This window comes from Rhodococcus erythropolis R138, from assembly GCF_000696675.2.
Classification (GTDB): domain Bacteria; phylum Actinomycetota; class Actinomycetes; order Mycobacteriales; family Mycobacteriaceae; genus Rhodococcus_F; species Rhodococcus_F erythropolis.
On record NZ_CP007255.1, the window covers coordinates 4,858,016 to 4,870,201 of the forward strand.

Here is a 12,186-nt window from a genome sequence, read left to right on the forward strand (position 1 = left end):
CCAAATAGTGGGATTCTGGTTTCAACATGTGAAACCACACGAGTAGCGTCGGCATCGTCGAACAGCGTAGAAATCGGAGGGCACCATGACGCAGGCGTCGCGGTTGGAAAAGACGGCCGTCTCCCCGAAGGCGTGGACGATGCTCGGAATCGGCGTCGCAGCCCAGGCCGCAGGCACCGTCTTCGTCAGCACCCCCGCCTTTTTGATCCCCCTGCTGCATTCCGAGCACGGTCTCTCGTTGACGCAAGCCGGAACCCTGGCCGCTGCACCCACTTTCGGCATGGTTCTCACCTTGGTGGCGTGGGGAGCGATGGCCGACAGATTCGGTGAGAAATGGGTCATCTCCATCGGGCTCGCGCTGACGGCGATCGCCGCGCTCGCCGCGACCACCACCGACAACTACGCCCTCCTCGGGATCGCATTTCTACTGGGCGGAATGGCTGCGGCGAGCACCAACGCCGCCAGTGGGCGTGTTGTGGTCGGCTGGTTTCCCAAGGATCGGCGCGGCCTTGCGATGGGCATCAGGCAGATGTCACAGCCACTGGGCGTGACCATTGCGTCGTTGACCATCCCGACTCTCGCCGCGAATGTAGGAATCGGCTCGGCCGTCGGACTGTCGGTGGCGCTCAACGGCGTCCTCGCCCTGATCTGTGCCGTCGCATTGGTCAATCCCCCGCGCCCGGCGGCACGGTCCACAGATATCCCGGTCGAGACGATCAACCCTTATCGCTCGAACTGGTTCCTCTGGCGCATTCACGTCGTCTCGGCACTGCTGGTATTTCCGCAGTTCACCCTCTCGACGTTCGGTCTGGTCTGGCTGATCAGCGAGCAAGGCTGGGATGCGGCGCCCGCTGGACTCCTGATCGGGATCTCCCAGTTCGTGGGTGCGCTCGGCCGCATCGTCGTCGGCATCTGGAGTGATCGTGCCGGAAGCAGAGTAGGCCCGCTGAGGTTGGTTGCCGTCTCCGCGTCCGCGGTCATGTTGGCCATGGCAGCAGCCGGCGCAGCGCCTTGGGGCGTTCCGGCCCTGATCCTGCTGCTGGCAACAACCGTCAGCGTCGCCGACAACGGTTTGGCGTTCACATCCGTCGCCGAAGCTGCCGGGCCGAAATGGCAAGGAAAGGCGTTGGGCGCACAGAACACCGGCCAGTTCATTGCCGCGTCAGCAGTGGGCCCGGTGGTCGGTGCGCTGATCGGCGCGGTCGGCTACCCGCTCGCTTTCGCGATAGTCGCGGCATTTCCAGCCGCGGCAATCCCCTTGGTGCCCAGCCGAGATCGCGACATCAGCGTCTAGTCCCTCATCGGATTCGGTTGCACTGCAGGTCCCGTCAGATCACAATGCGGCTTGCAGGCAACCGAATCCGCTTCCTGAACAGGCTCGACTGCCGGAGTACGAATCAGCGTCGCGGCGATGGCCGCACCGATCAACAGCAGCGCCACACAGATGTACATCGCGTACCGGAAACCGTCGGAGAAACTCGACGGATCGACCAGGCTCTCGGCATCGATACCCACGAGAGCGGGCAAGGCCGCAACCGCAAGAAGCTGGCTCGTGCGAGCAACGGCATTGTTCACACCCGACGCGATTCCGGACTGCTCCACCGGCACCGAGCCGAGCACCGCGGCGGTCAACGGCGCCACCATCACCGCCAGGCCGAGCCCGAAGACCAGAACTCCCGGCAGCACGACGGTCAGGTACGACGCATCCGGGCCGATCCGCGTCATCAACACCAACCCCACCGCGGCCACGGCGGGCCCGACCGTCATCGGCAATCGCGGTCCGTGCGTCTGCGCGTAACTGCCCGCGCGCGAAGACAACAGCAACAATGCCAAGGTGATCGGTACCGTTGCGACGCCGGCAGCCACCGGCGAGTACCCCGCGACCAACTGCAATTGCAGCACGAGCAGGAAGAACACACCGCCAAGCGCCGCATAGACCGCGAGAGTCACCAGATTGGCCGCGACGAACATCCGCGAACGAAACAGGGACGGCGGCACCAACGCACTCGGCGATCGACGTTCCACCACAACGAACAGGCACAGCGCGAGCACCCCGACCAGCCCGACTATCGGGTTGACTTCGATCAGCCCGTACGTCAGCGCCCCGAGACCGACTACTGCGCAGGCAGATCCGACCACGTCCAGGTGCTCGGGCGGATGCGGATCGCGGCTCTCGGGCACGTGGCGCACCGCTGCCCACACCACGACGATCGCCAACGGAATGTTGAGCAGGAACACCGATCGCCATCCCGCCACTTCCACCAGCCAACCACCGAACAGCGGACCGATAGCGCCGGCGACACCACCCAAGCCCGACCACAAGCCGATCGCCGCACCGCGGTCCTCCTCGCGAAGTGACGCGGAAATGATGGCAAGGCTGCCAGGCGTCAAGAGCGCAGCTCCCACTCCCTGCAGGATCCGCGCAATCACCAGAAATGTGATGTCAGGTGCAATTCCGCACAGCAACGACGCGACCGCGAACCAGACCGTCCCCCACACGAATACCCGCCGCCGACCCCAACGATCGCCGAGGGCTCCCCCGAGCAGTATCAGCGACGCCAATGCCAAGGTGTATCCGCTGAGAGTCCACTGCAGCCCGGCGACACCGGAATTCAAGTCCTCGCCGATGTGCGGCAGAGCAATGTTGACGACGGTGCCGTCGAGGAGAGCCATGCTCGAGCCGAGAACGGTGGCGGCGACAACCCAACGCCCACGTCTCGACGCGAGCGCCAGTGGTTCCGTCATCGGTCCATGGTGCGCCTTCACTCGCAATCGCGAAAGGGTGCGCGGAAATTCAGTCGATCTGTCGGCGATGTGCCCAACGTGTCAGCGCATTGCGATTGGACTGCTGAGTCTTTCGCAGAACGTTCGATGCGTGAGTCTCGACCGTCTTCACGGAAATCACCAGGTCCTCGGCAATTTCACGGTAGGTGTACCCACGTGCCAGCAATCTGAGCACTTCGAGTTCTCGCGGAGTGAGCGAGTCGAGTTCCGGATCGAGTTGTGGCTCGGGTGCATTGGAGCGTCCGGTGAAGGAGTCCAACACGAAACCTGCCAGGCGCGGCCCGAACACCGCGTCACCACCGGCAACGCGTCGTACGCCCTCGGCAAGTTCGGATCCCGAGATCGTCTTGGTCACATACCCGCGCGCACCGCCGCGGATCACCGCGATCACGTCTTCGGCGGCATCGGAAACGCTGAGCGCCAGGCACACCGGGCCGGAATCGATTCCGCGCAGAACTGCCACTCCACCACCGTCGGGCATGTGGACATCGAGCAGAACGACATGCGGCTTCGTCGAGTTGATACCGGCGATTGCCTCCGCGACGCCGCCGGCCTCACCGACGACATCCATATCCGTCTCGCGCGAGAGCTCGGCCCTCACCCCGGAGCGGAACACTGCATGATCGTCGACAAGAAATACGCGGTACGGGGGCGGCGCAAGCGAAGTCACTGGGGCTGTTCCTCGGGGTTGTCGACACGGTCAGCAGTCTGGTCCCACTTTAGAGCAGAGTCACCGAGCGGCATGTGCACGCGGATTTCGGTGCCCTTTCCGAGGTCGGATCGAACCACGACGCGGCCACCGCGCCGCTCGATTCGACCACGAATCGACTTGGCCAGCCCCTGGCGATCCTCCGGCACCGCGTCGACGTCGAATCCGACGCCGCGATCACGAACGAACACACTGACCTGATCACCCTCGACCTCGGCGAACAGATTGATTTCCTTCTCCCCCGAGTGCTTTGCCGAGTTCACGAGAGCTTCACGCGTCGCACCGAGGAGCGCGGTGAACGCTTCCTTGGGCAGGCCGTTCTCGACGCCTTCGCCTTCGAGTTGTACGTCGCCGACAGTGACGGGACGGACCGTGACACCGTGCTGGTCTTCCACTTCACCGGCGATGATCTTCAGGCCTTCCGTCAGGCTCGTGTGGTCGATGTCGCCGCCGCTGAACAACCACTTGCGCAGCTCGCGTTCCTGACCGCGGGCCAGGCGCGCCACCTCTTGTGGGTTGTCGGACTGCTTCTGAATCAGAGCCAACGTCTGAAGGACGGAGTCGTGTAGATGCGACGCGATCTCTTCACGTTCGTCGTTGCGAATTCGGGCCGCACGCTCGGCGCCGAGAGCACGCCACATCCGCAGCCACAGCGGCACCGTCAACAAACCGACACCGATCAGCGTCACGACCACAGCCAAGAGAGACGAGCGCAGTGCTTCGAGGTCGACCTGAGCAAGGACGACAACGCCAAGACCCAAGATGATCAAGGTGGCTCCCCCGACCACCCGCGCCCACGTCAGAACGGTAGGCCGCTGCGGCAAGCCGATGACAGTACGGGGACCGTCGGAGTCGAACTCGCGCCACACCAAGGCGGCACCGATCGCGACGACGAAGAACGGCGCGAGCACCGAACCCGCCGTGCCGCTGAACAACCAGGACAACGCGGCTGCGCCGCCCAATCCGAGTGCGATCAAGCCGTACGCCCGCTGCCGCTCGGCCGCGGACGGCTTCTGCGTGTCCGTGCCGGCGGAGGTGAAGATCCACAAGGCGCCGTAAATGACGATGCCGGATCCGGCCATCGCCGCAAGAATCGTGAAGGCGACGCGCACTTTCAGGACGTCGATACCGAGATGATCGGCGATCCCGCCCGCAACTCCGGCGACGATGCGACCGCCGGAGCGCCGCTCCAGCTTTCGCAGTGGCACGGCACCCGGAATGGGCACGCCCTTCTTCATGGGTACGGGATGCACCGGTACCCCGTTGACGGGCGGGCCTCCCGCAAACCCGGGAGCGGGACCGCTCACGAACGGCGGATCTGACAGATATTGCACATAGTCGATACTGGCACGAACCACGCGGACACACATCAGGGTCCAACCCTGAATCAGGCCGCCACCCTCACCCGCGATCACCACAAAGATCAGGGTTGGCCCTGATGCGCGGAGGCTGCCTCGGAAGCCAGGATTGATTCATGAACAATCCGACTTTCCAAGAACAGATCCAGGATCTGTGGCGGACCCGCCCCGTGCGTCTGCCGGCACAAGGTCACGTGGCTGGGGTATGCGCCGGAATCGGATACCGGTACGGCATCGACCCCGTTCTCGTACGCGTGGCGTTTGTCGCGTCCACCATTTTCGGTGGCTCAGGCGTCCTTCTCTACCTCGCCGGCTGGTTGGTACTTGCCCGTGCCGGTGACGGATCGTCCCCCGCGCAGTCGTTGATGGGCCGCGGACACAGTTCCGATTCCAGTACCAAGACCATCGTCTTGCTGGTGGCCCTCGCCATCGCGGCTACGACTGTCGGCCCCGTCGGCGTCGGTCTGGGTGGTTCCGGACTGATCGGGCTGATCCTGATGGTCGGTGGCCTGTGGCTGCTCTACCAACGAGCGCCCATCCCGCCCGCACTGCCGCAGAACACGTCGCCTTATGTCGGCGCAGGTACCGCGTATCCAGGCACCGGATTCACGCCTGGGCCGTTCACCCCCGGATACTTCGCGCCCAATCAGCCTCCCGTGTACACGCCGTACACCAAACTCCCCGACAGCTATGTGCCCGAGGAACGACCGGCCGACCAGCCGCAGCAGTCACCACAATCTCAGGCCGCTCATCCGACGATCAACCTGTCGAAGGACCCGAGCGCTTCGGTCAGCACCAATCCGACCGAGGTGATCGGTGAGGCCGCCATCACGCCGCCGTCCTGGGATCCGCTCGGTGTCGCTCCGTTCGCCTGGGATCTTCCGGATCCGGCAGCCAAGGCCACACCGCTGCTCCCGTTGCCGCCACGTAAGCGTCGCTCGCGTTGGACGCTGACGGTCCTCGGACTCGCAATCATCGTCGCCGCAGTCACCGGGGCAGCGGGCGCCGCAACCGGCAACGAGTGGTTCACTCCCGGCCGAGTCGGTGCTGTCGGACTCGCCGTCATCGCACTCGGCCTGATCCTCGGGGCATTCTTCCGCAAGGGGTACGGCCTGCTGGTCGTCACCGGACCACTCGCGGGTTTCGTGCTTCTCGCCTCGTTGGTCTACCCGATCGAGTTCGACGCCTCGGGTGAGCAAAGATGGACTCCGGCAACAGCTTCCGAGTTGGAGCCGTCGTATTCAGGAGCCTTCGGAAGCTTCACTCTCGACCTCAACGGGGTCAAGTTCACCGAGGACGAGACCATCGACGTCGCGGCGTCGTTCGGCGAGTTCACCGTCATGGTGCCACCAACCGTCAACGTCAAGAACAGCTGCACCGTCGTCATGGGTGACGGATCCGGTTGCCTCGACGGCGGAATACACCCGGGCCGCGATGCGACACCGGATTCGCCCACCCTGACCATCAACGCCAAAGCTACGTTCGGCAGCCTGAAGGTGACGCAATCATGAGCGAGTACGACGAGACGACAGACCAGGACGAGACCCGAGAATCCAAGCGCCCCTCGGCACTTCTGCTGATCGCCGGACTGGCCGCACTACTGGTCAGCGTGTGGGCGTTGGTCGGGCCGTTCTCCCTGGCGCCGGCAGCGAACATTCAATTCCGTTGGCTGTTCGTCGGTGCCGCCGTCGTGGCAGGACTACTGCTGGTGATTCTGCCGAATCGGCGCAACCGCAAGTAAAACTACTGTGCGCCTTTATTAACCGCGGGGGGTTAATAAAGGCGCACAGTTGTTTTTTACTCCCACTCAATAGTTCCCGGCGGCTTGCTCGTCACGTCGAGGACTACGCGGTTCACGTCCGCCACCTCGTTGGTGATTCGAGTCGAGATGCGCTCGAGGGTCTCGTACGGCAGACGCGTCCAGTCCGCGGTCATCGCGTCTTCACTCGAGACCGGACGCAGCACGATCGGATGACCGTACGTCCGGCCGTCACCCTGTACGCCCACGCTGCGGACGTCGGCAAGGAGAACCACCGGGCACTGCCAAATCGTTCCGTCCAAACCTGCAGACGTAAGCTCTTCGCGCGCAATGGAATCTGCCTGACGCAGGATCTCGAGGCGATCACGGGTGACCTCACCGATGATGCGGATACCGAGTCCGGGACCGGGGAACGGCTGGCGACCGACGATCTCTTCCGGCAGGCCGAGTTCGCGGCCCACTGCACGGACCTCGTCCTTGAACAGCAGACGCAGCGGTTCGACCAACTTGAACTGCAGGTCTTCCGGCAGCCCGCCGACATTGTGATGGCTCTTGATGTTTGCAGTTCCCGTGCCGCCGCCGGACTCCACGACATCCGGGTACAGGGTGCCCTGCACGAGGAAGTCGACGGTCGCACCGTGAGATGCGTTCTCGCCCAGAACATCACTGACTGCGCCTTCGAAGCTGCGGATGAACTCGCGGCCGATGATCTTGCGCTTGGTCTCGGGATCGGTGACCCCAGCCAGCTCACCGATGAAGGTGTCCGCAGCATCCACGGTGATCAGACGCGCACCGGTTGCCGCGACGAAGTCCTGCTCGACCTGCGTGCGCTCACCGGCTCGCATCAAACCGTGATCGACGAAGACACACGTCAACCGGTCGCCGATTGCCCGCTGAACCAAAGCCGCAGCGACAGCCGAGTCGACACCACCGGACAGACCGCAGATGGCGTGTCCGTCGCCGACCTGCTCGCGAACCTGCTCGATCAGCGCATCGGCGATGTTGGACGCCGTCCACGCTGCCGGAATACCGGCGATCTCGTGCAGGAAGCGGCTCAGGACCTGCTGACCGTGCGGGGAATGCAGAACCTCGGGGTGGTACTGCACGCCGGCGAGCTTGCGAGCGCGGTCCTCGAACGCTGCGACGGGAGCGCCATCGCTGGTCGCAGTCACCTCGAAGCCGGACGGCGCTTCGGTGACGGCGTCACCGTGGCTCATCCACACCGGCTGCGTCGCGGGAAGTCCGTCGTGCAGCAACCCACCGGATACCGCGATGTCGGTACGGCCGTATTCGCGGGTACCGGTCTCGGCAACGGTGCCGCCGAGGGCGCCTGCCATTGCCTGGAATCCGTAGCAGATTCCGAAAACCGGGATGTCGTGATCAAAAAGTGCGGGATCGAGCTTGGGAGCACCGTCTGCGTAGACACTCGAGGGCCCACCCGAGAGCACAACAGCCAAGGGGTTCTTGGCCACGATCTCCTCGACGGTCGTGGTGTGCGGAATCACCTCCGAGTAGACCTTGGCTTCGCGAACTCGCCGTGCGATCAACTGCGCGTACTGCGCTCCGAAGTCGACGACAAGAACTGGTCTCTGCTGCTCGATATCTGCCACAGGTGCAGTCTAATCGCCGCAGCCAGCGCTTCTGCGCATGCATGGACTCAGCCCGCTCCTCGGCCGAGTGAGCGCGAGGTACGTCACTACAAAGGCCGACCCTCCGGACTGCGCGGCGACCTCGGGTCGAACTAGACCACCGTCCAGGTCAACGATGCCCCAATCACCCGCACCTTAGCTTCGGCAATCAAAACGGCGACATCATCGCAGGCCAGAGCCCGAAATGGACGGAGGGTGAATTTTCTGGACGTTTGACCGATTCGCCTGAACCAAACGTCCAGTAAAGGTAATCTCGCCCGTCAAGTGATCAGGATCACGATCGCAAACGGCCGGCGCCGCCGAACGGCGCTCACCTCGAGGAGGACCTGTGCGTCGATTCATACGACGACTCGCCATACCTGTCGCGGCTGTGACGGCTGCCGCCGGACTTCTAGTCCTCGGCACGCCGGCCACCGCTGACGAAGCCCCGCCGATCACCTTCACCGGCACGACCGACAATCTGATCTTCACGAAGAGTGTCATCGGGAACGCGGCAGTTCACCCAGGCGAGACCGTCACGTACAAGACCGAGATCAAGCACAACGAAAGCGGCATCGAACGGTCGATCGCAAAGATCCGTGACATCCCGCCCGCAGGATTCGTCCTCGTGCCGGGCAGCGCCAAGGCCACCTACCTGGGTGTGACCAACCGGGCGACGATCAGCAACGAATCAGATGGCGGAGTCTCAGCGAAGTGCTCGAGCGGCTGCACCTTCCTCGTCGGTGGATTCGTCGTCAAGAAGAACCAACCCGTCACGCTCGAAGCGACCTACACGGTCCCTGTCGGCACAGCGTTCGGGACGTACGACAGCGGCATGCTCTTCGACGTCAACGCCTTCAGCACGCAGCAGGGCCTCAACCCGATCAACGTCAACGTCCAGGTCGTCGACCCGTCTGTCGCCACCGGTACCACTCTGGTTGCACCGGCAACGGCGAAGGTCGGCACGCCGGTCGACCTGACCGCGACGGTTGCGCCGTCCGACGCGAGCGGCACCGTCCAGTTCAAGGACGGCGGCAACGACATCGGCTCACCCGTCCCGGTCTCGGGCGGTAGCGCCACCCTCTCCCACACCTTCGACAGCGTCGGCGCCCACGACATCACCGCCGCGTACAACGCCGGTCCGGGATTCCACAGTTCGACCTCCGGAGTCCAGACCGTCGACGTCTCCGCGGACACCACCACCACGATCTCGGCTCCGAACGCCGCATTGGTCGGTGACAGCATCACCGTGAGCGCCGTCGTCACTCCGGCCAACGCCGTGGGCACGGTGCAGTTCAAGGACGGCGACACCAACCTCGGCGCACCGGTGGCCGTGGTCGACGGAACGGCTTCCCTGACCCGTAGCTACGACGCCTCCGGCACGCACAGCTTCACCGCAGTGTTCACCGGCGAGGCCGGCTACGGCGATTCAGTGTCCACCGCAACCCAACTCGACGTCAGCGATCCCGACTGGGGAACCACCACCACCGTTGTCGAACCGCTCACAGCAGTCGTCGGTGAACCGACCAACCTCTCGGCCACCGTCTCCCCCATCCCGAGCAGCGGAACCGTGACGTTCAAGGTCGACGGCGCCGAGGTCGGTACCGCACCCGTCGGCACGGGTGACGGCGTCGCGATCCTCCCGCACACCTTCGCATCAGCCGGTGCCGCAGCCGTAGTTGCCGAGTTCTCCGGCGGAACCGGATTCATCGGCTCCACGTCCACATCGTTCACGGTGAACGTGACCGATCCCGAGCCCGCCCGCGCGGACACCACGACAGTTCTGACTGTCAGCGGCTCCGCTCAGGTCGGAAAGGCATTGCAACTCAAGGCCACCGTTGCACCCGGAACAGCAAACGGAATGGTCCAGTTCAAGTCCGGCACGACGCCCATCGGCGCACCCGTTGCCGTCGTCAACGGCGTCGCGACGCTCACGCACACCTTCGACGACGAGGGAACGTTCGGCCTCACTGCCAACTTCGTCGGCGACGCCGGCTGGAAGAACTCCGTCTCCGGCCCGACGGTCGTGCAGGTCGGCACCGCACCGACAGACGGCGGCGGCACCGGAAGCGTGGACACCGGTTCACTCAGTGGCCTCATCCCGCTCTTCGGAAGCTAGTCCCCCACATCAGCTTTGGACACCACTCCCGTACCCAGCTCAGGAGAATCCATGTTCGTGCATTCCAGACGTCGCATCGCGGCGCCGATCGCCGTCACGGCACTCGCCAGTGGCGTCATCCTCGCGGGAATCCCCGCATCAGCGGCCCCGGTGACAACAACTTTCGGAACGAGTTGCCTCGCAACCCCGTCCGCCGTCGCCGGTCCGACCACGCAGTCCCAGTCCGGTTCGGTCATCGTCGACGCACCGGAGAGCGTCGGAGCGGGTGAGACCTTCGAGGTCACCATCCAACCCGGTCCCATCGCCTTCCCCGGATCGGCTTCGGGGGCGACCGTCCAGAACGTCTCCCGCATCAAGGTCGACGTCGACGTTCCCGCGAACGCCACCCTGGTGGAAGCCACCATCGTTCCCGGCACTTCGGCAGGGCTCAGCGGTGTCGCGCCGAACATCCTGCGTGTCAACGAGAACGGCAACGTCGATCCCAACGGAACGATTCTGCGTCTCTCCGGAAACAACCAGGTCATCGGCAACAGCCCCAGCTCGAGCATCAACTCCGAGGGCGGGATAGTCGTCAAGGCGACCGGCAAGAACGTCGACGGCTCCAACAATGCCGACGGCTACACCCAGTTCCAACTCCCCCAGGTCAAGGCAGTTCTCAAGGCCGGCGATTCAGGGGACGTCGCGATGAAGGTACGCACCGGCGGCAGCGCAGGAGCATGGAACAACGATCGCAACTTCCTCACGTTCCTCCCCAAGGCCACCCTGGTCATCACCGCCTGGGCGCCTACTCGGTGCACCCCTCGTGACGCTGAGAACGGTCCTCTCAACAGCGGCGCAGGCCCCCTCGCCACGACACGGATCATCGAGGCGGACAAGGCAACCACCACCACTGTCGTCGGACCGGCCAACGCCAAGAACGGAACTCCTGTCACTCTGTCGGCCAACGTGAGCGGCGGCGCAAACGGTGGAACCGTCCAGTTCTTCGACGGCGACAACCCCCTCGGGGACGCGGTGCCGGTCACCGGAGGGTCGGCAAGCATCTCCCCGACCTTCACCGAGGACGGACCGCACTCCATCACCGCGAGCTACAGCGGTGCACCCGGATTCCTGGCGTCGACATCGGCGTCGGCCAAGATCGTGACCGTCACGACCGATGCACCGCCTGACGCCGTGACCACTACCGCAACGGTTTCTCCGTCTACCGCGAAGGTCGGTCAGGACGTCAACCTCACCGCCAAGGTCGATCCGCAGGGCACCGGCGGCACCGTCGACTTCATCGTCGACGGCACCGAAACGCTGACTGCCACCGTCGGAACAGACGGAGTTGCCATCGCTCCCTACACCTTCACCTCGACAGGAACGCACAAGGTTGTCGCGAAGTTCACGGGTTCACCAGGATTCGCGCCGTCCGCTGCCCCGGCATTCCCGGTCAGTGTCACGACTCCGGCTCCCGCTGACGTCGAGACGTCCGCGGTTCTCGACGCCGTCGGAACTGTTCAGAAGAACACCCCGGTGACACTCAAGGCAACGGTCGATCCGGCCGGTGCCACGGGCAAGGTCCAGTTCAAGGTCGGTGACACCCTCATCGGTGGACCGGTCGACGTGGTCAACGGTGTCGCAACGGTACCGGCCACCTTCTACAACTCCGGGACCTACAGTGTCACCGCCGAATTCGTGGGTGGTTCGGGCTACACGTCCTCGGCCTCCGCGCCGCAGACCCTGACCGTCCCCGGTGATACCGACGGCGGACCCGGTGGCGGAACCGGCAGCCTCGACCTCGGCACCCTCTTCGGGTCGCTGGGCGGCTGACAAGGTGGGCTGACGATCTG

General features: G+C 64.4%; 9 protein-coding genes. 5 read left to right on the top strand and 4 right to left on the bottom strand.

The features are described 5' to 3' along the window. The first annotated feature begins 85 nt into the window (after positions 1-85). Entirely contained in the window at positions 86-1,294 is a 1,209-nt protein-coding gene (locus tag H351_RS22330; protein ID WP_029254937.1) for an MFS transporter, read from the top strand. Here the strand turns inward: H351_RS22330 and H351_RS22335 are convergent. The 3 genes from H351_RS22335 to H351_RS22345 are packed head-to-tail and all read right to left on the bottom strand — an operon-like array spanning position 1,291 to position 4,731. Next, entirely contained in the window at positions 1,291-2,745 is a 1,455-nt protein-coding gene (locus H351_RS22335) for an MFS transporter (RefSeq protein WP_029254936.1), read from the bottom strand. The genes H351_RS22330 and H351_RS22335 overlap by 4 nt on opposite strands. Before the next feature lie 49 nt (positions 2,746-2,794). Then, entirely contained in the window at positions 2,795-3,454 is a 660-nt protein-coding gene (locus tag H351_RS22340) for a response regulator (protein WP_020969075.1), read from the bottom strand. Continuing rightward, positions 3,451-4,731 carry an ATP-binding protein gene (locus H351_RS22345; protein WP_037120242.1) on the bottom strand — a complete coding sequence of 427 codons (1,281 nt, stop codon included), beginning with the start codon at positions 4,729-4,731 and terminating at the stop codon, positions 3,451-3,453. Before H351_RS22345 ends, H351_RS22340 begins: the two co-directional genes overlap by 4 nt. Before the next feature lie 236 nt (positions 4,732-4,967). Here H351_RS22345 and H351_RS22350 point away from each other — a divergent pair, with 236 nt between their 5' ends. Further along, complete coding sequence (locus H351_RS22350; protein WP_029254934.1) at positions 4,968-6,362, top strand: PspC domain-containing protein; 1,395 nt, start codon at positions 4,968-4,970, stop codon at positions 6,360-6,362. Beyond that, positions 6,359-6,592 carry a hypothetical protein gene (locus H351_RS22355; RefSeq protein WP_020906937.1) on the top strand — a complete coding sequence of 78 codons (234 nt, stop codon included), beginning with the start codon at positions 6,359-6,361 and terminating at the stop codon, positions 6,590-6,592. The genes H351_RS22350 and H351_RS22355 overlap by 4 nt, the downstream gene beginning before the upstream one ends. Positions 6,593-6,648: 56 nt before the next feature. Here H351_RS22355 and guaA read toward each other — a convergent pair whose 3' ends face one another. Continuing rightward, on the bottom strand, positions 6,649-8,220 hold the full coding sequence (gene guaA, locus H351_RS22360) for a glutamine-hydrolyzing GMP synthase (RefSeq protein WP_020969072.1): 1,572 nt from the start codon (positions 8,218-8,220) through the stop codon (positions 6,649-6,651). Between the two features lie 367 nt (positions 8,221-8,587). On the opposite strand from guaA, the gene H351_RS22365 reads away from it, so the two are divergent. Further along, positions 8,588-10,357 carry an Ig-like domain-containing protein gene (locus H351_RS22365; protein ID WP_029254933.1) on the top strand — a complete coding sequence of 590 codons (1,770 nt, stop codon included), beginning with the start codon at positions 8,588-8,590 and terminating at the stop codon, positions 10,355-10,357. A 51-nt stretch (positions 10,358-10,408) separates the two neighbouring features. Continuing rightward, positions 10,409-12,166, top strand: coding sequence for an Ig-like domain-containing protein (locus H351_RS22370; RefSeq protein ID WP_029254932.1), 1,758 nt, complete (start codon positions 10,409-10,411; stop codon positions 12,164-12,166). Positions 12,167-12,186 lie beyond the last annotated feature (20 nt).

Excerpts from the sequence above, each read along its gene's own strand:
- H351_RS22350 (WP_029254934.1), top strand. The coding sequence starts at position 4,968 with ATGAACAATCCGACTTTCCAAGAACAGATCCAGGATCTGTGGCGGACC.
- H351_RS22355 (WP_020906937.1), top strand. The coding sequence starts at position 6,359 with ATGAGCGAGTACGACGAGACGACAGACCAGGACGAGACCCGAGAATCC.
- H351_RS22370 (WP_029254932.1), top strand. The coding sequence starts at position 10,409 with ATGTTCGTGCATTCCAGACGTCGCATCGCGGCGCCGATCGCCGTCACG.
- H351_RS22330 (WP_029254937.1), top strand. The coding sequence starts at position 86 with ATGACGCAGGCGTCGCGGTTGGAAAAGACGGCCGTCTCCCCGAAGGCG.
- H351_RS22335 (WP_029254936.1), bottom strand. The coding sequence starts at position 2,745 with ATGACGGAACCACTGGCGCTCGCGTCGAGACGTGGGCGTTGGGTTGTC.
- H351_RS22345 (WP_037120242.1), bottom strand. The coding sequence starts at position 4,731 with ATGAAGAAGGGCGTGCCCATTCCGGGTGCCGTGCCACTGCGAAAGCTG.